The following is a 25,771-nucleotide window of genomic DNA, read 5'->3' on the forward strand; positions in this document are numbered from 1 at the left end:
CCAATTTGTTTTTTAAGAACTTACAAATCAGTTACATTTAAAGACTAATTCAAGAAAATGAAAAAAACAGTATTATCACTATTGGCTTTGGCGAGTACCTTGTGTGTCTCGGCTCAAGAGACCATCCTTGGGTTCAGCAAGGCCGCTTCAGAACAGGAGCTGCAATTGGAAAATCAATTCGAAAAAGAGCTCTCCACAGCCAATCTGGACGAATGGATGCAGCGTTTGGCTGCCGAACCCCACTGGGTGGGCACCGAATATGGCGAAAAGAACGTAAAATGGATGGAAAAGCAGTTCAAATCCTGGGGCTTTGATACCCGGGTGGACACCTACCATGTGCTCTTTCCCTATCCCAAGGTCCGTGTATTGGAGCTCACCGCCCCCACCAAATATACCGCCAAGCTCAAGGCCGTTCCCGTTGAGGGCGACCCTTACACCCATCAAGAAAATCTGTTGCCCAGTTACAATGCCTATTCCACCGATGGCGATGTGGAGGCCGAACTGGTCTTTGTCAACTACGGTATTCCCAGCGATTATGAGGAACTGGAAAAACTAGGCATCGATGTCAAAGGAAAGATTGTCATTGCCAAATATTATGGTTCCTGGCGAGGCATCAAACCCAAATTGGCTGCCGAAAAAGGGGCCATTGGGTGCATCATCTATTCGGACCCGGAAGATGATGGATATGGCAGGGGTGACGTATATCCCAAAGGGGCCTTTAAGAACAAAACCGGGGTACAGCGCGGCTCCGTGATGGACATGCCTCTTTATCCTGGTGATGTGCTGACCCCTGGTTATGCCGCGACCAAGGATGCCAAAAGATTAAAGCGCGAAGATGCGCCCACCATTACCAAAATTCCGGTATTGCCCATTTCCTACGAGGATGCCCAACCGCTGCTGGAAGCCCTACAAGGTCCTGTGGCTCCCGCTTCTTGGAGAGGTGGCCTGCCCATCACCTATCATATTGGACCTGGTCCGGCCAAGGTGCATTTGAAATTGGAGTTCGATTGGCAACTGAAACCCGCCCATAATGTAATCGCCACCCTAAAGGGTGCGGAACTGCCCGACCAATGGGTCATCCGTGGAAACCATCACGATGCCTGGGTACATGGCGCCAGTGACCCTATCAGTGGATTGGTGGCCTTGATGGAGGAAGCCCGTGTTGTGGGCAAACTTGCCAAACAGGGCAAAAAACCCAAACGTACCTTGGTATACTGTGCCTGGGATGCCGAGGAAACCGGACTCATCGGCTCCACGGAATGGGTGGAGGACCATAAGGACGAATTGCAACAGAAAACCGTGGCCTACGTCAATACGGATGGCAATGGCCGTGGATTCTTGGGCGCTGGAGGTTCCCACTCCCTGCAGGCCATGGTCTCCCAAGTGGCCCATGCCGTGACCGACCCACAAAAAGGGGTCTCCATTGCGGAACGAAGTGCCGCCCGTAACGTGGTAAACGGTGGGGACGATGCCTTTAAGCTCTATGCATTGGGTTCTGGTTCGGATTATACCCCCTTTATCCAACATGCGGGGATTCCTTCGTTGAACCTTGGGTTTGGCGGCGAAAACTCCGGTGGAGAATACCACACCATTTACGATACCTATAGCCACTACACCCGCTTTAAGGACCCTGGCTTCCATTATGGTGCCGCTTTGGCCAATACGGCCGGACGGATTGTGCTTCGCTTGGCCAATGCCGAAGTACTGCCATTTGAGCTACAACAATGGCACAGCACCATTGACGGTTATTTGGGCGAAGTGATGAAGACCTTGGAAACCATGCGCTCCGATGTGGAAAAGCACAACGCCAAGGTGGCCAAAAATCAATACGGACTGGCCAACGATCCTAAAAAACCCGTAAAAGCTGCCGAGAAGGAGGGCGAGGTCCCCTATTTGGACTTCTCTCCGTTGCAAAATGTTTTGGCGGATTTAAAAAATGATATCGACACCTTTTCCAAAGTGGACAAGACCCAACTCTCCAATGCCAAAAAGGCGGAGCTCAACCAAGCGTTGATGAAAATGGAGCAGGCTTTGACCTCAGAAAAGGGACTGCCCCGAAGGGATTGGTTCAAACACCAGATCTACGCACCCGGATTTTATACCGGATACGGGGTGAAAACGCTTCCAGGTGTGCGCGAGGCCATCGAGCAAAAAGAATGGAAAGAGGCCCAGGAGCAGATTGCGTCCTTGGCCAACACGCTCAAGAACTTCGATGCCCATGTACAAAAACTAAATGCCATTGTGCAATAGTTTTTCAGACACCAGAAAATGAAAAGGGAGGCCATGGCCTCCCTTTTTTATGCTTTAAAACGACGACCTATCACAAGGCCATGGCCCTGGCAAAACCTACAGTATCCCTGTAGACCTTGGGGGAAATCTCCGCATTGTTCTTAAAAAATCGACTGAAGTAGTGTTCGTCATCGTACCCTAAATCAAAGGCAATTTCCTTGACCGATTTATCGGTGAGGTACAGCTCCCGCTTGGCCTCGATGATGATGCGTTCCGAAATGAGGTTGGTCATGGTCTTGTTAAAGTGATTCTTGGTCATCTTGGCCAGCGCCTTGGGGCTGATGTTCAGCATATCCGCGTATTCCCCCGCCGAGTGTATGCTCTTGAAGTGGGTCTCGATAAGATCTTTGAGTTTTTGAAGGATAAAGGGTTCCTTTTCATCCGGGGTGTCCTGCAACGATTCCGGTTGTTGTTTGGCCTTGGACCGCGAGGCCGTGATCAAGAATATTTTCAAGTAGGAGACCAATAACTCGTACTGGGCCAGGTCCGCTTTCTGCACCTCGTATTTCATCTGGGAAAGGATCATTTCAAATTCCCCGCGGGTATCATCGGTGACACAAAAATAGGGCGGACTGTAAATGTTATTGAACAGCACCCCGTTGCAGGCTATCTGTTCATTGTGCTTGTGGATGCAGAAAAAATCCGGATGGAAATTCAACACCACACCCTCCAATTTATCCTTTTCCTTGAGGGTAAAGGGTTGATAGGGCGTTAGGGCAAACATCGTATCGGGCGTAAAATCGAACTCCGCAAAATCTATCTGGGCGGTGCCACTCCCCTTTTTTATCCAGATCAAGGAATAATAATTGAATCGGTTGAGGGAACAGAACTGGCAATCGTCCTCAAAACTGGAAAGTTTAAAAGCAAGGTTCCCGGTCTGTTCGTTGATGAGCGTGTTGGTGTTGTAGATGTCCATTATTTGGTTTTACAAATTGAATGTTGGCAATTAATCAAAACTTGTCAGGTCGAGCGCAGTCGAGACCTCAATACAATGTGTTGGGTTTAACAACTTCTCGACAGCTCCTTCGACTGCGCTCAGGATGACAGCTCGAAGTTGACCCTGCACTATACTTAATTAAAGTCGCCGTTCGGTTTCGGTGATCTGCAGGTCGTTGATGCTTGCGTATCGCTTCTGCATCAATCCATGTTCATTGAACTCCCAGTTCTCGTTCCCGTACGCGCGAAACCACGCTCCTTCGGCATTTTGGTATTCGTATTCAAAACGAACTGCTATTTTATTGTCGGTAAAGGCCCACAATTCTTTCTTCAATTTGTAATTTTTTTCCTTTTTCCATTTCTCGGTCAAAAAGGCGACCACCTCTTCCCTACCATTTACAAACTGGGAGCGGTTGCGCCATTCGGTGTCCACGGTGTATGCCTTGGATACTTTTTCGGGGTCTTGGCTGTTCCAGGCATCTTCTGCCAACTGTACTTTTTCCTTGGCCGTTTCCTCGGTAAAGGGAGGCAACGGAAATTTTTTCTCTTGGGTCATTGTGTGTGTTTTTGCGTGTTGAAAAAAGGGCAGCTCGAAAAACATCGACCTGCCCCTAAAAATTATTTACTGTTCTTGACCTTGGGCCAATTGGCATGTGCCGCTTTTTCCAATTGGGTGGTGCGGTTGCTCCAATCTGGGAAGGTGTTGAAAGGTTTCCCGTTGAAATCCCCATTGAAAAACAGATACAGTTTTCCATCAATGATGTCGAACGTTTCCGGGTTGATAGGGAATTTGGCTTGTTTTTCGCCAACCCCCCAGGCACAGTACCCATCAAACTCGGGCAAATAACTGCTGGGCGATTTGGTAAAGGCGTCCTTATTGGCCTTGCTGGCAAAATAATAGGTTACCCCGTTGTGCTTGGCCGCATGGGCCTTGGTCCCTTTTTGGGGCGTTCCAGAGAAATAGGCCACCACATCGTATCCGCCAATGGCCAAACCATCTGCGTTTACGGGATCGATCTGTGCTTGGGCAAGGGCTCCCCATACAAGGGCCAATCCCAATAGAATTGCATTTTTAATTGTTTTCATGATTCTTGTTTTTATTTGTATTGCGTGATTAAACAGTCTGTGCCTCCACTACCGGAAAATCGATATCCGTGTTGGCGGTGTTGTTGAAATAGTTGGTAAGGACATTCAGGGCCACATGTGCCACGATCTCGCCCACGGCACCATCCGAATGGCCGGCAGCTTTAACGGCAGCCACATCGTCGGCACTTACCCTTCCGCGTTTTTCCACCAAGGTTTGGGCAAAAAAGAGTGCTGCGGCGATCTTGGGATCCTTATTCTTTCCTTCGCGGGCCATTTCCAAGGTGGTGGTGTCAATGCCCACCAATTTTTCCCCGATAAAGGAGTGTGCGGACAAACAATAGTTGCAGGTGTTGGATTCCGCTACCGCCAAGGCGATAAGCTCACCCAATTTTCCGCCTAGGCTTCCTTTGCCCAAGGCATCGCTCAGGTTCAGGTAACCTTCCAGAACGGCTGGGGAATTCCCCATGGTTCGCATCATGTTGGGCACCATGCCCAATTTGCTCTGGATACCGTCAAAAAGTTCTTTGGACCGTCCGGTGGTCTCCTTGGGTTCCAATGCTTGTAAACGTGTCATAGTCTTGTTTTTTATTATGGATTAATGATGGTACAAAGTTGCGGCGCGGGATCGTGGGATAAAATGGACAAACTTCACATCCTCTTGGACATTTTTCCCGAAAGGGTCTTTATCAACAAAAACAAAGAGGGTATGGTCTAAAAAGCGTTTTGAGCGAAGTCGAAACCTAATGGATCATCACCATGCCTTACGTTCTCGACAGCTCCTTCGACTGCGCTCAGGATGACAGCTCGAACTGACACATTCAAACTTCACTTCTTGTGCTTGGACATTTTTCCCCAAAGCCCTATCGACCCAAAAAAACAAAGGGCCAGACTTATGTCTGGCCCCTTTCCAACCGCACCATCACACTAAACACAGAATTTATTTTTTGTGCATTTTCAGCTCGCCCACCAATTCTTGGGTGGTATATACCTTGCTAGAGATCATTTTGTAGTTGGTCTGGGCAGCTTGGTCGCCATCCAGTCCGGGGAGTTTTGCCGAAGCAGTGGCATCGCCCACCACGGCAACCTCAAAACCGTTCTCCACAAGTTCCCTCATGTGCGATTCGGCACAAAGGTTACCGGACATCCCGGCCAAGATCACCTTGTCTATCTTTTGTTTGCGCAGTTGCAGGGCCAAGTCGTTGGATTCGGAACCAAAAACCTTGTGCGGGCTGGTCACCACTACCCTATCCTTGTTGATGTACTTTTTGTAGCGGGGCAACCAGTCGGCGCCGGAACCTTCAAAACCTTCCACGTTCAATTGGTCCCCACGATCGAACATGGTAATGTTGTGCATGAGTTTCTCCAAGACCCCTTCGAACTTCCACACGTGATCGTGCTCGTAGTAGTAGTGGGGAGAAACAAATACGGGAATGTTGTGCTCTTCGCCCAACTTAAAGATCGTTTCCAGGTTCTCAATGGTGTTGTTCTCCTGTACGCTCTGTCCCACGGCACCCCAGGCCACGCCATCGGGGCTGAGGAAATCGTTCTGTGGGTCGGTGATCACTATGGCGGTATGCTCGTCTATAATGAAACCGGGTTCTGGCAATTGGGCAAAAAGCCCTGTAATGGTTGTAGTAAAAACTACTAGTGTTGTGAATACATTTTTCATGGTGTTTGTACTTAAAATTGTTATACTAAATTTTGATGGTACAAAGTTGATGTAACTCAACACCGTAAAAAATGGACTATCCACGCCACTGAATGGACAATTTTCCATTAGGATGAGACAGGTAGCCTCTTGCATTCGCAAAAGACCTGTGACAGAGAAGAAACTATGTGAAACCGTGTAACGTTAGGGGACCATTACCTTTTCAACAAAGAAATCGGACTTGTTATGGACGTTTTCGTATAGGTTGTCTTTTTTGAATCCACTTGAAATACTGATGATCTCCCCATTGTAATTTTCAAAGACAATATGGGGGTAGCCTATGGTTTCAACCTTGAGCATGGAGGAGGTGTTCCTATCATAGACCACAACTTCTTTTTTATGAAGGCTCCCAGGCTCTATGAGCCAATCGGGATCATTGTTGGTCCCAAAAACCTTTGTGCCATCCGTACTTATTCCTGAAGGAAAGTTGGGCTGCCCAAAGGAATTCAGGTATTGAAAGGTGATACTGGAATAGAACCTGTTCTGGGCCGTATCCAACAAAATATCCGCCGTAGAATTGTAAAGTAAGTACTCGCTGACGGACCTCCATCTGAATTGAATGTTTACCGATTGACTTTCCTGTATGTTGCCCGTATCATCAAGAGTATATAAGAAGCTAGTGGTTGCCTGTGAATGCCCCATCAAAACCTGTCCATTTTTCAATTCAATAATTTGATAGCCTGACGATCCCGGTCTTGAATCATAATGCGGTGTCTGATCAATTAGAAATAGAGTAGCATTGTCCCGCTGCATGGTATATACTTGATTACTGTCCACAAGAACCCAGACATCCCGAAAGCTATTATAGCCAAAACCACCATAGTGGGCAATTCCTTCTGGGACTACCGCATATTTATATTCCATGGTCAAGGCATCATAAAAATGTAGTTTACCTCCCTGTGACAAGACCACCTCCTTACCATTGGGCCCCAAAACCACCTGTATTGGAATATTACCGGATATACTTGGGACAAAATCGGCAACCGATTCTGTTTCTTGTGTATCATAATTGTATCGCAGAAGACGTATTTGGGCAACTCCATTCTCTATTATACTTCCATAGAAATATAGGGTCGGTTCCGCAGTATCCAATGCATAAGAATAAATTTCAAAAAAGGGAAGGATCTCATCCCTTTTAAAAGGGACTTCCCAAAAGGAAGTGGCTTCACTGGTGTGCAATCGACTATAACCCCCAAAGATATTGTATGCACGGACAGCATAAAACGGATTCTCCATATAAGGTGGCTCATCATCCGTATAGGTAGTTAAATCCTTGTCATCTATAACAGCAACGACCTGTAGCTCATCATAAAAGTTACTTTGGTTTGAAAGTAGAACTTCGTAATGTGAAAAATAGGGGGACGTAGACGCCTCCCAGCTCAATCCTATACTATTTCCAGAAACCGTAGGCTCGTGTACCGCCACCGGGTCAATTCCTATAAACTGTGTGGACAACGTCCGGAGACCACTTTCACCCAATAATCCTTGATCGGTGTAAATCTTTATGTAATAGCAAAGTCCACTTACTGAAGGCGGGGCAACATCCGTAAACTCTGTTACAGCCCCATCTGTAATGGTAGCAATCAGTTCGGCGTTGGACTTGGAGCAATTTTGCCCGCTGCTGCGGTAAATTTCATATTTATCAAACGTGTTGAACCCATCATAGGCCTCCCACGTAAAACCAATTAGGTTGTTCTCCCTAGCCTCATAGTCCTGCTGAAAGGATTGGGTAAAAAAGTCCTCCTCGGTGGGGGTGTAGCGTTTGGCAATGAGGACCACCACATCCAATTCCCCGTCCTCGTCAATGTCCACCCGGGCCTTGAAATACAGTTCGGTGGCCGTTAACTTAATGATCACCACATCATCGGAACTGCCTGAAAGGGTGCTCAGGGTGATCACCCCCTTGTCCAGCTCCCATTGCAATTGGTTTCTTACGGTCTCGCAGCCCGAACTGGTGTACAGGTACTCCTGATAGGCCCCATTGTCCCGGTACACAAAAAAATCGCGGCCACAGTTGGCGTAGTTAACGGGCACAGGGACCCTTGTACCCTCGTACTCGGCCTCAAAAATGGCCCAATAGCCCAAAAGATCGTCACCAGTGGCACCGGTAACGGCACCTTTGTAAAAATTATCGGGATTGGAGGGGTCGCCGGGGCCGTCCTCGTCCTTGGAGCAGCCAATGGTTGAACATAAAAGGGCGCACAGCAGGTATCTGAAGATCTTGGTACGGGTCATGGTATGAGGTTACAATACTGTTCTAAAGAAACCATTTTTGCACGAAAAAAGCCAACAAAAAGACCGAATTTAGACCAGACACCCTAAAAGGCGATTACCGGCCATTTGCTTTTTTCACGGGGTTGCGCTAAATTTCCACAACCCAAACCTATCTCTAACTTACTTAGCATGAACGTACGGCTTACCAAGGAACAAAAGATCAAAGTGCTCAACGCCAGGGACATTTACAGCATTATGCAGCAGGTATTGCTGCGCGAGAACAAGATCCGCCGCAACCAGGAACATTTTTGGGTGGTGGGACTCAACAACATCAACAAGATCATGTTCGTGGAGCTGATCAGCTTGGGTGCGGTGAACCGCATTACCGCCGAACCGCCCGATGTCTTTAGAATGGCGATCTACAAACTGGCCAACAAGCTGGTGATGGTGCACAACCACCCCAGCGGGGCGCTGGAGGTGACCGACCCGGACCTGATCTTTACCGACCATATGCTGAAAGCGGGCCAACTGCTACAGATCGAGGTGCTGGACCACCTGATCATTACCGAAGAGGGCTATGTGAGCTTTAAAGATCTGGGGCTTATGGACAAACTGAGCGAAAGCGGCCTGTTTGAGATCACCAGCCCCGAACGCCAAGAACTGGAAGAGTTTAAACTGGAAACGGAACGCAAGCGGGCGAAAAAAGAAGGGATTAAAGAAGTTGCCAGATCTTTAAAGGCAAGCGGCATGTCCGACGAGGACATTAAAAAGCATACAGGGTTGAGCAAGAAGGTTATTGGGGGGTTGTGATGATCATACAATCGTGTGTTATCAAATCAACCTAATCATATCTCCCTCAGTTGATAAAATTTTCACCCTACACTCCTTTTTAAAGTCCTCATCCTTTGGGTTGTCAAGAATGTATTCAACAGCCTTATAAATTTCTATTGTAGTAAGCAACCCTAAACTTTTTTTTCCTGCAACTATATGAACCTTATTAGTAAATGGCTCTTTTCTGCTTTCTGGCTCAGTCAACCTATAATGATTTCCTATAAGAACTCCTTGCGGGTACTTACCATTCAAATGAAAATCTTCGTCAACCGCTCTATTGAGTTGATCAAGTTTTGAAATACTTACAGCACTTCTATCTTTTCCTTCAACCTCAGCCAACCCTCTTCCCTCTTTGGAATCAAAAACAATATCATGCTCAATATCCCCTTTTTTTCTACCATCAGCATTAAATCCCATTAATTTAAACGACTCAATTACTACATCCTCTAATTCACCTCCTTGCTCAAAGAGTAATTTTTTGTATTGGGATAGTTTTGTCATTTTTTCATCAACTATAGACTTTTCTATTTCTAATTTTTGAATTTTCTTTTCAAGGGATTCTTTTTCATAAATAAAATCATCTTCTCCCCTCAATTTAAATTTATCAATCCATTTGGGCCGAGGTGTAATTACTTCGGTATTTAGCAGCTTCATCGAACAAGAATGTATAACACCTAATAATTTTAAATTTTGATATTCGTAGGGTATTCTAGGAAGGAAAACAATGTGCCCGTTCAATACTTTAAGTAATAATGCCACCCCCCTTTTCGATTTATTCTGAATGAAGTAGTTAGGCTTTTTTGATGCATCACAGTCAAAGTACGCATGATACCTCATGTCCATTTTAAAGGCATGAAAAAATTGCGCAAAAGGATTATTAGCTCCTATTAATCTTAAATTAGAATTATTGCCACCTTCTCCTTTCGTAATTAAATCAACATATGTATAATCTTCTAGAGGCAAAAAATCATAATTAGTAATACTTTCATAATCCCCTCGATATCTTTTTTGTGCCAAAATTTCTGTCAAAGGATTTAAGAAGCATATAATTAATTTTCCATTTTCCAATAAAGTCGACAGTTCAGCTCTTCTTTCTGCAACAGACTTAATCCAACCAATTGAATAATTGGCGCTTAAATAATTTTCATTTGCTTCGGACATAAGATGTCCTTCCCATTTTCTAATCAAATTCGGTGGGTCACATATAACAATGTCCGAGTCCAAAACAGTCACATCACCAATCAATTCTGTATTCAATACAGATTTATCATCGATAAAGTAATCTAGCGTAGCAATTTCCATCAATTCCTTGTATAAACTTTAATACAAAACCATAAAACTAAAAGGCAAAATAAATGTATCTATCAACTAAAATAAATCTCATAATACTATGGCACATACAGTTCCGGCAGCCCTGCGCCCTGTAAAAGCGTATTGTACTGGGCCACGTCTTGGGCCTTTATATGTTGCAGCTCGCCCTTTAGGGCGGTCCATTGGGCCAGATAGTCACGGGTAACATCGCGCATGCCCTGGCTCACGGGCAAATTGCCCTGTCCGATCTCGTTCAAGAAATCCTTGAACTTGATCAAGAGCCGCGCCTCGAACATATAGTTGCTCTGGTAGGTACGCATTTCCTTTTGCAGGATCTTCGCAATCCACACATCCACGGCTTGGTCCAGGGCCTTGCCCTTTTCCTGCAATTGGGCATCCTGGGTCTCGCCCAGCACAAAATGCAGTTGCTGCTTGATCTTCCGCAGGTCGCGCACGCCCTTGGCCATTTGGGTGGCGGCTTCGTAAATGGATCGGGAGAGGCCATCGCGTTCGGCATAGGCGGCCTCCACGTTCTGCACACTGGTCTTGATCCGTGGGTCCACGGTTATGGCAAAATCACGGGTCTGCACCTGGTCCCCCACGGTAAGGCGTACTTGGTAGTTGCCGGGGGCGGCATCGTAGGCGCTCAGGTCGCGGTTGGTGGTATAGAGTTCGGTAAGGCAGTCAAAACGGCCCACTTTCATGTTCCAGCTATAGCGGTGGGCGCCAAGGCCCTTTTTCAGTTGGGGCTTTACCAAGGTATCGCAGCCGGTGCGGGGGCGATCGGTATACTCGGCATGGATCACGGTGCCGTTGCCGTCCAAGATCTCCAACGCCATGGGGGTGCCCTCCCCTACGGCCTTGTTGTTCAGGTAATGCAACTGTACGCCCTTGGGCGGGTTCTGGCCATATCCGCCATCTATGCTGTAGGCCACGGAGAGCTCGGCATGGGTATCGCGGGGTTGGTACAGGTAATGGTCCGCCGCGGCCACCGCATCGGTGATCTGGTGCAGGGGCGTAAGGTCGTCCAAGATCCAAATGGCACGGCCCTGGGTGGTCACCACAAGGTCCTTGCGCTGCACGCGAAGGTCCGTAATGGGCACTTCGGGCAGGTTGTTCTGCAGGGGCAGCCACTGTTGGCCATCGGTAAAGGAGACGTACATTCCGGTCTCGGTACCGGCATAGAGCAGTCCCTTGCGGTCCGGGTCCTCGCGCACGCTACGCGCAAAGGTTTCGCCGGGCAGCCCGTTTGTGATCTTCTGCCAAGAGGCGCCGTAGTCGGTGGTCTTGTAGATCATGGGGGTAAAATTGTTCAGTTTGTAGCCCGCCACCGCAATGTAGGCCGTGGCCGCATCATGGGGCGAAGGTTCCACCACATTGATGATGGCCTCGGGCAATCCTTTGGGGGTGACGTTGGCCCAGGTCTTTCCGCCATCTTGGGTCACGTGCACCAGCCCGCAGTCGGAGCCTACCCACACCACGCCTTCGCGCAGGGGCGATTCCTCGATGTTGAAGAGGTTGTTGTAGCTCTCGGCCGTGATCTGCTCATTGGTGATGGGGCCTCCCCCCTCGCCTTGGTGGTCCTTGTTGTTCCGGGTAAGATCCTCGCTGATGGTCTCCCAAGTGACCCCACGGTCGGTGGATTTCATCACGTACTGCGAGCCGTAGTAGATCACATTGGGGTCATGGGGCGATACGATCACGGGGCCGTTCCAATTGGCCCGTAGCTTTAAATTTTTAGGCTGCTCCCCACTGATGCGCTCAGGATAGGGCCGCACCATGCGGGTATTATCGATATCGCGGTCCCACTCCACAAAATTGCTGGCAAAATAGGTGGAGTACACAAAACGGGGATTGTTGGGGTCCAGGGCCACGGTGGAGGATTCCCCGGCACGCATCACGTCCCAGTGCATCTCGCCAATACCGTCGTCCATGACCCGGCTGTCTATGGCGATGGTGCTGTTGTCCTGCTGGCCGGAGTATACCCGGTACGGATGGCCGTTGTCCGTCAGCGCACGGTAAAACTGCCCCGTGGGCTGGTTGTAGATGCTGGACCATGATTTGCCCCCGTTGTAGGTGACGGCCGCGCCGCCATCGTTGGCATTGATCATAATGTTGCTGTCGTTGGGGTTGATCCACATATCGTGATGGTCCACATGGGTAAACGGTTCCCCGCTAAAGGTCTTGCCGCCATCAATGGATTTCATGGCGAAGCTGTTCATGACCCAGATTTCGTCCTCGTCGTTGGGGTCGGCAATCACATGGATATAGTACCACGGCCGTGCGAAGGTCGTGGCATTGTTACTGGTATGTTTAAAGGTTTCCCCGGCGTCATCGGAACGGTAGACCCCGCCCTCGCGCTCCTTGGCCTCCACCACCATATATACAATGTTGGGGTTGGCTGGCGATATGTCGATGCCCAGTTTGCCCTTGAGTTTGGGCAGGCCCTTGCCGGTCTCTTTCCAGGTCTTGCCGCCATCGGTGGTCTTGAAGACCTTGCTGTTGGGTCCTCCACTGGTGAGCGCCCAAGGCTTGCGCTGGAACTGCCACGAAGTGACCATCATAAAATTGGGGTCCTCGTCGCTCACGGTCATATCCACAATGCCGGAATCATCACTTACATATAAAATTTTTTCCCAACTCTCGCCACCATTTTTGGAGAGGTAGAGGCCGCGGTGCTCGTCCTTGCCCCAAGGGTTGCCCTGTGCGGCCACGTAGACCCAATCAGGGTTCTTGGGATGTACGTACACCTCGCCGATATGGCGGGTCTCGGCCAAGCCGATGTGTTTCCAGGTCTTGCCCGCATCGGTGGATTTGTACATGCCATCGCCATGGGAGGTTTTTACCCCTCGGATGCAGGATTCGCCCGTACCCACATACACAATGTTATGGTCCGATGGGGCCACGGTGATATCGCCAATACCCGTGGTGTTGAAAAAGTCATCGGAAATGTTGTTCCAAGTAGCACCGCCATCGGTGGTTTTCCAGACGCCACCCCCCGTGGCACCCATATAATAGGTGAAGATGTCGTTGGGAATCCCCTCAACAGTGGTTACCCTGCCGCCCCGGAAAGGGCCAATGTTGCGGTAGGCCATGGAGCCATAAAGGGATTCGGTGATGTTGGGTGTGGTGCTTTTCCGCTGTCCGAAGGAAAAGGGGGCCATGCATAGGCATGCCAAGCAAAGGAAAGTGAGTTTTTTCATGCTGAGGTCGGTCTATTTTGAATTAGTCGTTGTGCAAGGTGTTGGTTTTCTTACACCTAGGTTATGAAAATAACAAATTGGCGGGACAAAAAGCTACCCCAAGATGAAGAATTTTTTGGGGTTTTGAAACGCAGAATAACGCGTCCGTCAATTCAAATGGGTCATTCATCAATTAAAATGGGCCATTCATCAATTGGGAGTGCGCAATACCCCATGACTTTGTTAGCTTTCCAAAAAATTTAGGAAAATGACTACTCTAGAAACTATAAATACCCTACAAATTTTTTGTCTTATTTGTGTTGGACTCATCATCTACATCTTTGGATTCATCCATGGAACAAGTTGGAAAAGGAAAAATATCCTTTAGTGACAATACCCACTGACGGATTCCGTTCCTCTTAAACCAAATCAACCTAAAATAACCGCCATCGCCATTTCTTTTACTGACCCGACCCCGAGACGGACACTCATCTTGTGCCGAAACCTACAATTTACCATCGCCATAACCCAACAGCCCCACGGCGACATCCAATACAGTTGCTGGCGGAGACCCAAAACCGCTGCGGAACTACCCTGCTTTGTCCTGAAAAACGGATACATGAAAAAAAGCAAGGGAAAGGACAAGGCCGAGTTCATCTTTGAACACGGCAAATGGACCTATACCATTGAGCGCATTGTATCCAAAAGCAGGTACGGCAAAGCCTCCTATGTGTTTTTGGAAATCTCCAGTGAAGGAAATCCGCCAAGTACATGGAAAATGGAGGATTTTACCCCCACAAACCCCTAAAACTTTTGTCTAGGTTACTGCTGATAGGTGACCCGGTAGATGGCATTGCCCACATCATCGGAAATCAGTAGGGAACCGTCCTTCATGAACAAAAGGTCCACCGGACGGCCAAAGGCCTCCTGTTTCTCTTCGTCCAACCAGCCATCGATAAAGGGCTCGTAGCTCACGGCCTCACTATTTTCCAATTTCACCAAAGTGATCCTATACCCCACCTTGGAAGAACGGTTCCACGAACCGTGTTCGGCCACAAAGGCATGTCCCTTGTATTCGGATGGGAACATGGAGCCGGTATCAAACTTTACGCCCAATGGGGCCACGTGGGCGCCCATGGCCTGTGCAGGTGCCACAAAATCGGAGCAAGGGCGCTGGTCTCCAAATTCGGGGTCTTTTACGGTGCCACCATGGCAGTACGGATAACCAAAATGTTGTCCCGCCTCGGTCACCCGGTTAAGTTCCCCTGGAGGAAGGTCATCCCCCATCATGTCACGGTTGTTATCGGTGAACCACAACTCCCCGGTTTCTGGATGCCAAGTAAACCCAACGGTATTCCGAACGCCTTTGGCGTAGATCTCACGATTGGTCCCATCGGGGTCCATACGGGTGATGGTGGCAAAGCGCTCATCCTCACTACTGCGCTCGCAAATGTTACAGGGAGCACCAACGGGGACGTACAATTTCCCATCAGGCCCAAAGGCGATATATTTCCAGCCATGATGGAACTCCGTTGGATAATCGTCATAGATCACCACAGGTTCTGGCGGATTGGCCAAATTGTCCTCAATATTGTCATAACGCAAAAGCTTGTTCACCGCGGCCACATACAAAGACCCATCCCTGAACGCCACTCCATTGGGCTGCTCCAGATCGGAAGCGATCTCAAAAATCTTTTCAGCCTTTAGGTCGCCATCCGCATCTTGGAGGGCATATACCTTGTTCTCGTTACGTGTTCCCACAAAAAGAGTCCCTTTGTCCCCCATGGCCATGGAACGGGCACCCTCCACATTCTCGGCATAGGTGCCAATCCTAAACCCTTCGGGGAGGTTCAACAGTTCCAAGGGCAAACTGGATTCGGAAGGTGTGTGGATAACCTCTGGTTCGGTTTGGTCATTGGCTTGTTCCTCATTGGTTTCCTCCTTTTTTCCATTACAGGAGAAGACCATCAACGAAATGGCCGATGCAAAAATCAATTTGTAGGGTACTTGGGAATATTTCATCACGCTATTTTTAAGTGCTATGGATTTCTTGCATAAAACTATGACAAAAAGATGTAATTCAAGACTAGGAGTAAATTATTCCGGGTTATAAGGCTCCCATGTGCCATCATACCAGATAGGTCCCCTATGGGAGCTTACAACACTGATATTACTGATTTGGGATGGGAACACATGGGCGGTAACTTGATAGTTCTCCACTCCCTCGTTTACGGAAAACTGGATGGTATATCCATCACCCTTTTTGGTAGGTTCCACAGTGAAGTCCTTGGCCAATCCCTTAAAGTGGATTCCCCCTTTACGTGGATTGTACGTTCCTCCTATCTGTCGTAGACCAAAATAAGAGAGATCGGCCATAACACTATCCTGGACTACCCGCAAGTAACTACCACTTCCGGTAATGTCTATACGGTTAATGGAGCTGCCCGGGGAAATCAATCCTGCATTGGCAATACTGGTCAAGGCCTGATCGGGCATGGGTCGGGCCCAACGTGCAGTGATATCAATGGATTTTTGTGAAATAGCGTTGTTCAATGCTTCCAATTCGGCAGTCGAAACCTTGGACCCAGGGTTTGAGGCACAGCCTGCGGCCCCTAGTATCAATACCACAAACATATATTTTATAACGGTCTTCATTACAATGGATTAAAGGTCTTTACAAAATAATCAATCCCTGAAAGATTTCCGATTTAAAGAGTATATTTAACATCAAACCAGACCTCACTTTATGAAAATTGCCTTCGGAAAACCCTTTGTGGTCTTAGCGCTGTTGAACGTTTTTTTTGCGTCATCACAACAAACCCTGACCCAAAGTAACAAGCCCACTTATTTTGCCACAGAACTTGAAACCGACCCTCAAGTGGACGGCGAAATCATCAACGACCCCCTATGGCAGAACATTCCTGCCATCACGGATCTGGTGCAGATAAAACCCAATTACGGGGAAGCGGTCTCGGAACGGACCGAAGTACGAGTGGCGTATACGGCCACTACCTTTTATGTAGCCGTGGTCTGTTACGATAAAAACGCGAAAGGCATTGTGGTTTCCGACTCCCGCCGTGATGCGGACCTGAACGATGAAGACAGCTTTCTCTTTATCATTGATACCTACCACGATAGACAAAATGGCTTTCTTTTCGGCACCAATGCGCAAGGAATGGAATACGATGCGCAAATAGACAATGAGGGTAAGGGGAACAACAATGCCAATCGGCAACAGGGCGGTGTCATTGGGGGCACCAACCTGAATTGGGATGCCACTTGGAAGGTACGTTCGCAATTGGGCGATTATGGTTGGAGTGCCGAGTTTGCCATTCCTTTCCGGTCCCTGCGTTTTGCACCGGGCAAAGACAAGACCTGGGGACTCAATTTTCAACGCAACATCAGCAAGAATACGGAAACTGCGTATTGGACCTCCCTCCCCTTGGGTTTTGATATGAAACGTTTGTCCTTGGCCGGAAACCTTAGCGGACTGAACCTGAGAAATCCCGGCAACCTGAAACTGATTCCCTATGTGCTGGGACAGTATGTGAACGACAAATCCGTATCGCCCAACGAAACGGACACCCATTTTGATGCAGGGGCGGACATCAAGTACAGTGTTACGCCCAGTCTTACGCTGGACCTTACCTATAACACCGACTTTGCCCAAGTAGAGGTGGATGATCAACAGGTGAACCTAGACCGTTTCAACCTCTTTTTTCCTGAGAAAAGGGCGTTTTTCTTGGAAAATGCGGGGCAGTTTGGTGTGGGAAGCCCGGGAGAAGTGGACCTGTTCTTCAGCAGGCGCATCGGTATCGGTGAGGATGGCAGCTTGGTCCCCATCATAGGCGGGGCACGATTGTCCGGAAAAGTGGGACAGACCAACGTAGGGTTTTTGAGCATGTTCACGGATGATGTGGTCGAGGCCGATATTGAAAAGAACAACTTTACCGTGGCCCGCGTCAACCATAACTTTGGGGGGACACGATCTTCCTTGGGCGGTATTTTAGTGAATAGAGCTGGTCTGGGCGAGATGGACGATGACTATAACCGGGTCTATGCCATGGATGGCAAATGGGGCATTGGGAACAAAGCCACGATCAATGGTTTTGTGGCCAAGAGTGTTACCCCGGGCATTGAAAATGGGGACCATGCCTTTAAGATCTTGGGCAATTATGAGTGGAGTGGTTGGAACATCAATGCAGGATATACCGAAGTTGGTGAAGGATTCAACCCTGAAGTGGGCTTTTTGCAACGAACTGCCTTTAGAAAACCTGAATTTCTGGTCTTTAAGGCCCATCGCTTTAAAAATGCAGGCCAAATGTTGGAGATACGCCCCCATGTTTCCTATCGCGGGTACTGGAACTTTGACGACCAATTGATCACCAGTTTCCTGCATGTGGACAATCACTGGGTATTCAAGAGTGGGTTCGAAATCCACACCGGTATCAACTTTACCACGGAACGGGTGTTGGAGGATTTTACCATTTCGGATGTCACCGTACCCGTGGGCAATTATGAAAATGAAGAGTTGCAGCTCGTGATCACCACCAATCCCAATAACGCACTTTCGTTTGACACGCGAACCATTATCGGGGGCTATTTCAACGGACACCAAATCACCAACAGTGGAACCGCCAAGTACAGGGTCGGGGATAGATTCAACAGTTCATTGACCTTTAGCCATAGCGATATTCAACTGGACACTGGGGACTTAACGGCCTTGGTGGGCGGACTGCGACTTTCCTATTCCTTCACGCCCAGAATCTTTATCCAAAGCTTGATCCAGCGAAACAATGTATCCAATATCACCTCGGTGAACGCCCGTTTTGGGTGGTTGCAGAACGCCAATACCGGTTTGTTCGTGGTATTCAATGTGGTGAAGGACGATGATTTAATCGATGCCGTGGACAATCAGACACTCAGCATAAAATATACCCACCGTTTTGATCTATTGAATTGAATGGTAGTCCGTCTTATCGCTTGAAGCGTTCAAAAATGGCCAAGGTCTTTTTGGTATTGATGAAATATACTCCTGTGAGCAATATCGCGGCCGCCATGATGGATTGAAGCGTTATCTGCTCATCCAAAAAATACCATCCCAACAGTAACGCCACAATGGGATTGACATAGGTGGATGTAGCCACTTTTTCTGGGGATACCGCTTTCAACAAATAATTGAACGAGGTAAATGCCACGATACTTCCAAAAACAATCAGCAAGACCATGGACAATTGTACCTTGCCACTCCAATCCATGGGAGATATCCACTCTTCACCAAAACCCAAACTCATCAAGGCCAGGATAATACCCCCAGTGAACATTTGATATCCCGTGTTCACAAAATAGTTATTGGGCAAATCGGCCTTGGAGACAAAAAGGCTACTGTAGGCCCAACTAAGCATACAGAAAAATATCATGATCATTCCTATAATGGAACTTTCTTGGGCAATAATCTGTTTTTGGCTTACCAATAAGTAAATCCCGATAACACCCAGACCTACCCCAACCAACGACATGGGCTTTATTTTTTTGCCCTGTAAAAAACGCATCAACAAAAGGATGATCAAGGGCTGGGCAGATATTTCCAAGGCGGCAAAGCCACTATCCACATATCGTAAAGCCCATACCACTACCCCATTTCCAAAACTCAGAAAAAGGATTCCTGCGATTATGGTATTCCACAATTGTCTTTTGGTAATCTTTAGCGAAATGCCCATGGATCTTGCCAAGGCAAATATCAATAGTCCCGCTGTGGTAAATCGGCATGAGGCCAGCATAAACGGGGGCAATTCCATGACCGCAATCTTGTTCAAAAGGTATGTGGACCCCCAGATTACGTAAATGGCAAAAAAAGCTAGGATAACTAGGGCAGAGTTTGAGGATTTTCCCATTGAAAGACTGGTTTATCGCCTTACAATATTACGGATGTTTGCAGGAGTATGAAACATTTCCCCATTTTGTTTATGAAGAAAGTGAATTTTAGGGTAGCGCACTGAAAATCAACTGTACTTGTCCGTATCCAGCAAATAGGCAGCTATATCCTTTTCCAATTGTTTGAAATGCGCAAAATGGTGCTCAATTTCATCACCCAAATCCTCCGTGGTTTGTCCCATTTTCTCCTTGAGGCTATCCATAATGCGCTTTTGGTCACCTGTATATTCCTTGAAGCTTCGCTTGAGTTCATACAACTTCTCAAAACAGGAATAGTCGTGGGGCTCACAGGTATAGGAACCCAACTTTTTGGAAAGACGCTGAATAAGCTTGTTGTTTCGCTCCATTCTTACCAATAGCTCCTGAATCTGATATGTGTTGTTTTCAAGGATATCGCCCATGATGTTTGGAATTTTAGGAGTCTGTAAAACTTTCCTTAAGGTAGTGATTATCCTACATTTTGGCTTTAAAAAAAACTTCAAATTTGTGTTAATTCTCGTTATAGCCATCAAAAAAAAGCCCGATGGAATCCATCGGGCTTTGGTCTATCAAAATTGCCTACTAGTTTTTGGTCTGCTCGTAAGCTTCTTCTTTTAGTTCATCACTTGCTATAATGGCAAGCTCAACACGACGGTTCTGCGCCCTTCCTTCTGCAGTTTCATTGGTTTCAATGGGCTGGGTCTCGCCATACCACTTGGTGGTGAACCTACCGCTTGAAATCCCTTTGGACGTCAAGTAGTTGGTCACGGACTGCGCCCGTTGCTGGGATAGGGTCATGTTATAGGCGTCGCTTCCGGCGCTATCGGTATGTCCCTCTACCAAGATATTGGATTTTGGGTATTCCTTAAAAATACCGGCCAATTTATCCAAAGTGGTTGCGGAAGCTCCTTTGATATCAGACTTGTTGGTATCAAAATATACCCCGTTTTCGCCACTAAAGGTAACATTGATACCTTCTCCCACACGTTTTACCTCTGCGCCAGGAATTTCTTCTTCGATACGTTCTGCCTGTCGGTCCATACGATTACCGATATAACCACCGGCAGCACCACCCACAACGGCACCAATGATGGCACCAAGGGCTGTGTTTCCTTTTCCAACGTTGTTCCCGATGATTCCACCGATCACGGCTCCACCACCGGCACCTATAGCGGCACCTTTTTGGGTGTTATTGGCATTTTGTATGGCATTACAGCTTAAAATAAGGCTCAATGCCAAGACTGCTGTTGTACTTTTTACTATAATTCTTTTCATGTGTTAGCTTTTTGTGAATTCATAAACTATGGTTACTGGCTGTCCATCCACCGAAACGTTGGATTTCAGTGTCATATTTTGCTCCGAAAGGTTAACGATATTCAATCGATACCCATATCCTCCGGAAATGTCCTTGCGATTTTCATCGATAAATTTGAACTGCAATTGACTGCTGTAGTTCTGAGAGGGCTCCACCACGGACCATCTGAAAAAACGGTCTCCGCCTTGGCAGAGGGTGCTTTGGTTAATGGTGTATCTTCCAGTACTGTTGTTGTCCCTGAAGAACCATTGGCTTCCCTCAAAGCAGATATCTTCGGCATCATTAAAGATGACGGATTTAAAATTGCCTGAATTGTTCTCGTAGGAAATGTTGTCCAAAATCCACGTACCACTAAAAAGGTTACGTTGCGTTCTTGCGCTTTTGGACACGGAGCAAGACGTAAGTAAAAGTCCTGCCAGTGCAATGATTAAAAATGATTGTTTTACCATAAGAATTGGAGTTTAAGTTTACATATATACGAGTGAGACACCTAAAATGTCCTCTTGGGGTATTAAAAAATTGTTAATGCGTCAGTAATTCAATAATTGTACAGCTCCAATAATGCTGTTTCAAATCTTTTCTTGGGCAGGTAATTCTCCTCTAATTCCCTAGCGAATGGTACCGGTGTTTCCAAACTCCCCACCCTTTTTACGGGGGCGTCCAAATGTTCAAAACAATTTTCCATGACCATTGCCGAGATATCACTCGCAATACCGCCAAATAACGTATCTTCTTGCAATATGATGAGCTTTCCCGTCTTCCTTACCGAGGTATAGACAGCATCAGCGTCCAGAGGTTGCAGCGTACACAAATCTACGAGATCCGCTTCAATTTCCGGATGTTTTTCCAACACCTCCAAGGCCCAATGCACCCCAGCACCGTAACTTACTATGGAAACCGCTTCTCCCTCCTTCACCAAATTGGCCTTTCCCAAGGGTAAAGTGTAATAGTCCAATGGCACATCACCATAGACACTCCTGTACAATCCTTTGTGCTCAAAGAACAATACGGGATTGGGATCATTGATGGCCGTATTCAACAATCCTTTGGCATCATGCGGGAAAGCAGGATACACCACCTTAAGCCCAGGCACCTTGGTAAACCAAGCCTCATTGGTCTGCGAGTGGAACGGTCCTGCCCCAACCCCGCCACCACAAGGCATTCGTATCACTACATCGGCTTTTTCATTCCATCGGTAATGTACTTTGGCCAAATAGTTCACTATGGGATTGAATCCGCTGCTCACAAAATCCGCAAACTGCATTTCCACCACGGCCTTCATGCCATTGATGGAAAGTCCCATGGCTGCTGACACAATCACCGATTCGCAAATGGGCGTATTGCGCACACGGCTCTTTCCAAACTTTGAAATAAACCCTTCGGTAATCTTAAAAACCCCACCGTAATCGGCAATATCCTGCCCCATAAGAATAAGTTCATTATGACGGTACATGGATTGTTCCAAACCTTCGGAAATGGCATCTACAAAACGAATATTCTTTATTTCATTTCTAATTTCAACTTCCTCAAATTTAAAATCTTGGTATACTTCACCTAATTCTTTACTTTCAATTGAAGAAATAACAGGTTCATCAAAGGCCATTTGCAGATTTTCATTGATTTCCGCCGATATCCGCTCCTTCAGCGCTTCTATTTCTTCCATAGAGACCAGGTTTTCATCCAACAAAAAAGATTCGTAGTTGGCGATAGGGTCCTTCTTGGCCCATTTTTTCATCAAATTTTCAGGAACGTACTTGGTACCGCTAGCCTCTTCATGCCCACGCATGCGAAAAGTCTTGAACTCGAGAAGAATGGGACGGGGACGTTTACGAATGGTTCTACAAATCTCATCGACCTTGGTATAAACTTCCAAAATATTGTTCCCATCAATAATTCGGGATTCCATCCCATAGCCCCTGGCCCTATCTGCCAGATTCTCGCAATTGTACTGCTCATTGGTGGGTGTGGATAGACCATAACCGTTATTTTCAATACAGAACAGCACAGGAAGGTTCCAAACCGAGGCCACATTGAGCGCTTCATGAAAATCACCTTCGCTAGTGGCTCCTTCACCTGTAAAAACTGCGGTTACCTGCTTGTTCCGTTTCAACATATTGGCCAGAGCAATTCCATCGGCCACTCCCAATTGAGGGCCCAAATGCGATATCATCCCCACAATCTTGTATTCCTGAGTACCAAAATGAAAGCTTCGGTCACGCCCTTGGGTAAAACCACTTTGCTTTCCCTGCCACTGTGCAAAGAGACGGTGCAAGGGAATATTTCGAGAAGTGAACACCCCCAAATTCCTATGCATGGGCAAAATGTACTCCTCAGACTTCAGGGCATGGGTTACACCAACGGAGATGGCCTCTTGACCAATCCCACTGAACCATTTGGAAATCTTCCCCTGCCGTAGCAGCACCAACATCTTTTCCTCTATCATCCTGGGCTTTAACATTGCCGTATACAAGTCCCGTAATTTCTGTTGGTCCAAATCCCCTATATGGTATCGCATATCCTAAAATTCGTGTTTGATAAAAGTAGAAAAAAAGCATTCATATTTTGTGAAATTCCCAATCGTTCCATTGAAATCATTACTTTTGAATGTAATCCAAAATTGACGACATGAGCGCAATTCCAAGTGTAAACCTGGAGGATTTTGTTTCAGGAGATCCGGCTAGAAAAGAAAAGTTTGTCAAAGAAATCGGTGCTGCATTTGAAGATATCGGTTTTGTGGCCCTTAGCGGTCATTTTCTTTCCGATGAACTGGTAGACCAGCTCTATGCCGAAATCAAAAAATTCTTCCAATTACATCAAGACGTCAAGGATACCTACGAAATTGAGGGCATTGGAGGGCAAAGGGGCTATACTTCCTTCGGAAAAGAGCACGCCAAAGGAAAAAAGGAAGGTGACCTGAAAGAATTTTGGCATTTTGGACAATATGTGGAAAACAATCCAACGTTGGAAGCGGAGTATCCTGACAATGTAACTGTTAGCGAGTTGCCCGAGTTCAATACCGTGGGAAAAGAAACCTACAAAATGTTGGAGAAGACCGCCCAATATGTGTTGCGGGCCTTGGCCCTTCATTTGGGGCTGGAGGAAACCTATTTTGACGATTACATCAAAAATGGGAATTCCATTCTCCGTCCTATTCACTACCCTCCCATTACCCAAGAACCCAAGAATGCGGTCCGTGCAGCAGCGCATGGGGACATCAATTTGATTACCCTTCTTATGGGCGCCCATGGAAAAGGATTGCAGGTCCAGAACCATGAAGGCGAATGGGTAGATGCCATTGCACGCCCCGACCAGTTGATGATCAATGTGGGCGATATGCTCTCCCGTTTGACCAACAACAAACTCAAATCAACCATACACCAAGTAGTGAACCCTCCCAGGGAACTGTGGGGCACTTCGCGGTACTCCATACCTTTCTTTATGCATCCTGTGAGCGACATGCCGCTCAATTGTCTTGAAGATTGTATTGATAAAGAACACCCCAAAGCCTTTGAGGATACCACCGCTGGGGAATATTTGCATGAACGGCTCGTAGAATTGGGCTTGGTGAAAAAATAATTTATGGACCTACAAGATCAATTGAAAAACCTTTTTCCGGACCACGAACCTGAAGAAGTGGAAAACACCGAACAGGAAGCACCATCGTATTGGCTACAAGACGACCCCATCATTTGCAAATACGAAAAACGAAAAGGAAAACCGGTCACCATTTTGGATGGATACAATGGAGCTGATTCCGATTTTAAAAAATTGACAAAAGACCTTAAAACCTATTTAGGGGTTGGCGGGAGTTACAAGAAAGAGTCCATCATCATACAAGGGGATTATCGCGACAAAATCATGACGTTTTTAAAAGACCATGGTTTTTCGGTAAAACGGGTAGGAGGTTGATTACATGCTTTTTAAAAAGTCTGTTTTACGTTTCAACCCTGTTAAATTTCAACATTGATAACCAATGTTTTACGAAAAAATTTTTGTGTTTTTGGTTTAAACCTTACTTTTATTCTTCCTAACCAACGAAAACTGAACTGAAAATGAAATCACTGTTGCACATTACCAACGGCGACGGTTTCACGTCAAGATTACAATCACTGCAGTTAAAGGGAGACATCATCACATGGCGCGAAATGCTCTGCGAAGGAAAGACCCTCTGCACCGTAGGCAGCGAATCCTTTTGGAAAACAAGATTCGATTTTTTAAGCAAAAACTACAAGGTCACCAAGTCGTGGTTTGTTGAAAAGACCTTGAAGGAGTATCGATCTCTATGCAACCACAAACAGCAGGACCAGATAGTCCTCTGGTTTGAATACGACCTTTTTTGTCAGATAAACATGCTTGCCGTTCTAAGTTGGCTCAAGACCCACAGAAGACACGCCGAGATATCCTTGGTTTGTAGCGGAAAAGAAGATGATACGAATAAGATGTACGGTCTGAACGAATTGAGCGACGAAAAGCTTTTAGAACTCTACGAAGAAAGGACCATACTTACCCAGGACGATATTGAATTTGCAGATTATGTTTGGCAATTGTACTGCAGCGACAATCCCATTCGATTGGAAAACCTGATTGCCCACAACGATTTTCAGTTTGAATACCTAGCGGATGCCTTGAAAACCCACCTGAAACGGTTCCCGTCCATAAAAAATGGACTCAACGAACTGGAAAACAAGGTTTTGGAAACATCCCTCAACCAAAAACCAAAATCAAAAAAAGAATTATTGGGAACTCTTTTGAGCGATCAAGGGTATTACGGCTTTGGTGATACACAATACGAACGCATCATCACTTCATTACGCCCGCTGTTCAGTTCCTTTAACCCAGTAAGACTTACCAAAAAAGGCAAGGAGGTTTTGGATAACCAAACTAATTATTACTCGCAAATACGTGATAATCAACTATATCTTGGAGGTTCTTTAAAGTATAACTTTCTATACAACACATCCACAGACCGTATTCTAAAACTCTAAA

General features: G+C 46.8%; 22 protein-coding genes. 7 read left to right on the top strand and 15 right to left on the bottom strand.

The window, feature by feature from the left end; translation table 11 throughout:
* The first annotated feature begins 57 nt into the window (after positions 1-57).
* The gene (locus F8C76_RS04400; RefSeq protein ID WP_152130623.1) at positions 58-2,250 is read left to right on the top strand and encodes a M28 family metallopeptidase; all 2,193 of its coding nucleotides are present in this window, start codon (positions 58-60) and stop codon (positions 2,248-2,250) included.
* Positions 2,251-2,320: 70 nt separating this feature from the next.
* On the opposite strand, the gene F8C76_RS04405 is transcribed toward F8C76_RS04400, so the two are convergent.
* The 6 genes from F8C76_RS04405 to F8C76_RS04430 all read right to left on the bottom strand — a co-directional run bounded on the left by F8C76_RS04405 (position 2,321) and on the right by F8C76_RS04430 (position 8,254).
* Positions 2,321-3,205 (bottom strand): helix-turn-helix domain-containing protein, encoded by an 885-nt coding sequence (locus F8C76_RS04405; RefSeq protein WP_152130624.1) that lies wholly within the window; start codon positions 3,203-3,205, stop codon positions 2,321-2,323.
* A 159-nt stretch (positions 3,206-3,364) separates the two neighbouring features.
* The gene (locus tag F8C76_RS04410) at positions 3,365-3,781 is read right to left on the bottom strand and encodes a nuclear transport factor 2 family protein (RefSeq protein ID WP_152130625.1); all 417 of its coding nucleotides are present in this window, start codon (positions 3,779-3,781) and stop codon (positions 3,365-3,367) included.
* Between the two features lie 62 nt (positions 3,782-3,843).
* On the bottom strand, positions 3,844-4,311 hold the full coding sequence (locus F8C76_RS04415) for a YHS domain-containing (seleno)protein (RefSeq protein WP_152130626.1): 468 nt from the start codon (positions 4,309-4,311) through the stop codon (positions 3,844-3,846).
* 28 nt (positions 4,312-4,339) lie between these two features.
* A complete protein-coding gene (locus F8C76_RS04420; RefSeq protein ID WP_152130627.1) occupies positions 4,340-4,885 on the bottom strand; it encodes a carboxymuconolactone decarboxylase family protein in 546 nt (181 codons plus the stop codon).
* Between the two features lie 363 nt (positions 4,886-5,248).
* Positions 5,249-5,980, bottom strand: a complete 732-nt coding sequence (locus tag F8C76_RS04425) for a cysteine hydrolase family protein (protein ID WP_152130628.1) — start codon at positions 5,978-5,980, stop codon at positions 5,249-5,251.
* A 183-nt stretch (positions 5,981-6,163) separates the two neighbouring features.
* The gene (locus tag F8C76_RS04430) at positions 6,164-8,254 is read right to left on the bottom strand and encodes a lipocalin family protein (protein WP_152130629.1); all 2,091 of its coding nucleotides are present in this window, start codon (positions 8,252-8,254) and stop codon (positions 6,164-6,166) included.
* Positions 8,255-8,422: 168 nt separating this feature from the next.
* Here F8C76_RS04430 and F8C76_RS04435 point away from each other — a divergent pair, with 168 nt between their 5' ends.
* Positions 8,423-9,043 carry a JAB domain-containing protein gene (locus F8C76_RS04435; RefSeq protein ID WP_152130630.1) on the top strand — a complete coding sequence of 207 codons (621 nt, stop codon included), beginning with the start codon at positions 8,423-8,425 and terminating at the stop codon, positions 9,041-9,043.
* Positions 9,044-9,064: 21 nt separating this feature from the next.
* Here F8C76_RS04435 and F8C76_RS04440 read toward each other — a convergent pair whose 3' ends face one another.
* Positions 9,065-10,366, bottom strand: a complete 1,302-nt coding sequence (locus F8C76_RS04440; protein ID WP_152130631.1) for a hypothetical protein — start codon at positions 10,364-10,366, stop codon at positions 9,065-9,067.
* Positions 10,367-10,452: 86 nt separating this feature from the next.
* Positions 10,453-13,578, bottom strand: a complete 3,126-nt coding sequence (locus F8C76_RS04445) for a WD40/YVTN/BNR-like repeat-containing protein (protein WP_152130632.1) — start codon at positions 13,576-13,578, stop codon at positions 10,453-10,455.
* 598 nt (positions 13,579-14,176) lie between these two features.
* Here F8C76_RS04445 and F8C76_RS04450 point away from each other — a divergent pair.
* Entirely contained in the window at positions 14,177-14,365 is a 189-nt protein-coding gene (locus F8C76_RS04450; protein ID WP_152130633.1) for a hypothetical protein, read from the top strand.
* Between the two features lie 14 nt (positions 14,366-14,379).
* Here F8C76_RS04450 and F8C76_RS04455 read toward each other — a convergent pair whose 3' ends face one another.
* Positions 14,380-15,579, bottom strand: coding sequence for a PQQ-dependent sugar dehydrogenase (locus F8C76_RS04455; protein WP_152130634.1), 1,200 nt, complete (start codon positions 15,577-15,579; stop codon positions 14,380-14,382).
* A 75-nt stretch (positions 15,580-15,654) separates the two neighbouring features.
* Complete coding sequence (locus tag F8C76_RS04460) at positions 15,655-16,212, bottom strand: DUF4251 domain-containing protein (protein ID WP_152130635.1); 558 nt, start codon at positions 16,210-16,212, stop codon at positions 15,655-15,657.
* Between the two features lie 91 nt (positions 16,213-16,303).
* Here F8C76_RS04460 and F8C76_RS04465 point away from each other — a divergent pair, with 91 nt between their 5' ends.
* The gene (locus F8C76_RS04465) at positions 16,304-18,520 is read left to right on the top strand and encodes a carbohydrate binding family 9 domain-containing protein (RefSeq protein ID WP_211372115.1); all 2,217 of its coding nucleotides are present in this window, start codon (positions 16,304-16,306) and stop codon (positions 18,518-18,520) included.
* Between the two features lie 13 nt (positions 18,521-18,533).
* Here F8C76_RS04465 and F8C76_RS04470 read toward each other — a convergent pair whose 3' ends face one another.
* The 5 genes from F8C76_RS04470 to F8C76_RS04490 all read right to left on the bottom strand — a co-directional run bounded on the left by F8C76_RS04470 (position 18,534) and on the right by F8C76_RS04490 (position 23,300).
* Positions 18,534-19,451: an EamA family transporter gene (locus F8C76_RS04470; RefSeq protein WP_152130636.1), complete on the bottom strand. Its 918-nt coding sequence runs from the start codon at positions 19,449-19,451 to the stop codon at positions 18,534-18,536.
* 108 nt (positions 19,452-19,559) lie between these two features.
* Positions 19,560-19,892: a hypothetical protein gene (locus F8C76_RS04475; RefSeq protein ID WP_129652438.1), complete on the bottom strand. Its 333-nt coding sequence runs from the start codon at positions 19,890-19,892 to the stop codon at positions 19,560-19,562.
* Between the two features lie 160 nt (positions 19,893-20,052).
* On the bottom strand, positions 20,053-20,745 hold the full coding sequence (locus F8C76_RS04480) for a YiaD family glycine zipper/OmpA-like lipoprotein (protein WP_152130637.1): 693 nt from the start codon (positions 20,743-20,745) through the stop codon (positions 20,053-20,055).
* Between the two features lie 3 nt (positions 20,746-20,748).
* Positions 20,749-21,234, bottom strand: a complete 486-nt coding sequence (locus F8C76_RS04485) for a lipocalin family protein (RefSeq protein ID WP_129652440.1) — start codon at positions 21,232-21,234, stop codon at positions 20,749-20,751.
* An 89-nt stretch (positions 21,235-21,323) separates the two neighbouring features.
* Complete coding sequence (locus F8C76_RS04490; RefSeq protein WP_152130638.1) at positions 21,324-23,300, bottom strand: alpha-ketoacid dehydrogenase subunit alpha/beta; 1,977 nt, start codon at positions 23,298-23,300, stop codon at positions 21,324-21,326.
* Between the two features lie 110 nt (positions 23,301-23,410).
* On the opposite strand from F8C76_RS04490, the gene F8C76_RS04495 reads away from it, so the two are divergent.
* The 3 genes from F8C76_RS04495 (at position 23,411) to F8C76_RS04505 (ending at position 25,770) form a co-directional block, all read left to right on the top strand.
* Positions 23,411-24,361 (top strand): isopenicillin N synthase family dioxygenase, encoded by a 951-nt coding sequence (locus F8C76_RS04495; protein ID WP_152130639.1) that lies wholly within the window; start codon positions 23,411-23,413, stop codon positions 24,359-24,361.
* A gap of 3 nt (positions 24,362-24,364) precedes the next feature.
* On the top strand, positions 24,365-24,694 hold the full coding sequence (locus F8C76_RS04500; RefSeq protein WP_152130640.1) for a translation initiation factor: 330 nt from the start codon (positions 24,365-24,367) through the stop codon (positions 24,692-24,694).
* Between the two features lie 143 nt (positions 24,695-24,837).
* Complete coding sequence (locus F8C76_RS04505; RefSeq protein WP_152130641.1) at positions 24,838-25,770, top strand: DUF1835 domain-containing protein; 933 nt, start codon at positions 24,838-24,840, stop codon at positions 25,768-25,770.
* Position 25,771 lies beyond the last annotated feature (1 nt).

Origin of the sequence: Flagellimonas olearia (genome assembly GCF_009184425.1) — a bacterium.
Lineage (GTDB): Bacteria > Bacteroidota > Bacteroidia > Flavobacteriales > Flavobacteriaceae > Flagellimonas > Flagellimonas olearia.

What these genes read in the sequence shown, in the direction of transcription:
- F8C76_RS04400 (WP_152130623.1), top strand. Translation starts at nt 58, where the DNA reads ATGAAAAAAACAGTATTATCACTATTGGCTTTGGCGAGTACCTTGTGT.
- F8C76_RS04405 (WP_152130624.1), bottom strand. Translation starts at nt 3,205, where the DNA reads ATGGACATCTACAACACCAACACGCTCATCAACGAACAGACCGGGAAC.
- F8C76_RS04410 (WP_152130625.1), bottom strand. Translation starts at nt 3,781, where the DNA reads ATGACCCAAGAGAAAAAATTTCCGTTGCCTCCCTTTACCGAGGAAACG.
- F8C76_RS04415 (WP_152130626.1), bottom strand. Translation starts at nt 4,311, where the DNA reads ATGAAAACAATTAAAAATGCAATTCTATTGGGATTGGCCCTTGTATGG.
- F8C76_RS04420 (WP_152130627.1), bottom strand. Translation starts at nt 4,885, where the DNA reads ATGACACGTTTACAAGCATTGGAACCCAAGGAGACCACCGGACGGTCC.
- F8C76_RS04425 (WP_152130628.1), bottom strand. Translation starts at nt 5,980, where the DNA reads ATGAAAAATGTATTCACAACACTAGTAGTTTTTACTACAACCATTACA.
- F8C76_RS04430 (WP_152130629.1), bottom strand. Translation starts at nt 8,254, where the DNA reads ATGACCCGTACCAAGATCTTCAGATACCTGCTGTGCGCCCTTTTATGT.
- F8C76_RS04435 (WP_152130630.1), top strand. Translation starts at nt 8,423, where the DNA reads ATGAACGTACGGCTTACCAAGGAACAAAAGATCAAAGTGCTCAACGCC.
- F8C76_RS04440 (WP_152130631.1), bottom strand. Translation starts at nt 10,366, where the DNA reads ATGGAAATTGCTACGCTAGATTACTTTATCGATGATAAATCTGTATTG.
- F8C76_RS04445 (WP_152130632.1), bottom strand. Translation starts at nt 13,578, where the DNA reads ATGAAAAAACTCACTTTCCTTTGCTTGGCATGCCTATGCATGGCCCCC.
- F8C76_RS04450 (WP_152130633.1), top strand. Translation starts at nt 14,177, where the DNA reads ATGAAAAAAAGCAAGGGAAAGGACAAGGCCGAGTTCATCTTTGAACAC.
- F8C76_RS04455 (WP_152130634.1), bottom strand. Translation starts at nt 15,579, where the DNA reads ATGAAATATTCCCAAGTACCCTACAAATTGATTTTTGCATCGGCCATT.
- F8C76_RS04460 (WP_152130635.1), bottom strand. Translation starts at nt 16,212, where the DNA reads ATGAAGACCGTTATAAAATATATGTTTGTGGTATTGATACTAGGGGCC.
- F8C76_RS04465 (WP_211372115.1), top strand. Translation starts at nt 16,304, where the DNA reads ATGAAAATTGCCTTCGGAAAACCCTTTGTGGTCTTAGCGCTGTTGAAC.
- F8C76_RS04470 (WP_152130636.1), bottom strand. Translation starts at nt 19,451, where the DNA reads ATGGGAAAATCCTCAAACTCTGCCCTAGTTATCCTAGCTTTTTTTGCC.
- F8C76_RS04475 (WP_129652438.1), bottom strand. Translation starts at nt 19,892, where the DNA reads ATGGGCGATATCCTTGAAAACAACACATATCAGATTCAGGAGCTATTG.
- F8C76_RS04480 (WP_152130637.1), bottom strand. Translation starts at nt 20,745, where the DNA reads ATGAAAAGAATTATAGTAAAAAGTACAACAGCAGTCTTGGCATTGAGC.
- F8C76_RS04485 (WP_129652440.1), bottom strand. Translation starts at nt 21,234, where the DNA reads ATGGTAAAACAATCATTTTTAATCATTGCACTGGCAGGACTTTTACTT.
- F8C76_RS04490 (WP_152130638.1), bottom strand. Translation starts at nt 23,300, where the DNA reads ATGCGATACCATATAGGGGATTTGGACCAACAGAAATTACGGGACTTG.
- F8C76_RS04495 (WP_152130639.1), top strand. Translation starts at nt 23,411, where the DNA reads ATGAGCGCAATTCCAAGTGTAAACCTGGAGGATTTTGTTTCAGGAGAT.
- F8C76_RS04500 (WP_152130640.1), top strand. Translation starts at nt 24,365, where the DNA reads ATGGACCTACAAGATCAATTGAAAAACCTTTTTCCGGACCACGAACCT.
- F8C76_RS04505 (WP_152130641.1), top strand. Translation starts at nt 24,838, where the DNA reads ATGAAATCACTGTTGCACATTACCAACGGCGACGGTTTCACGTCAAGA.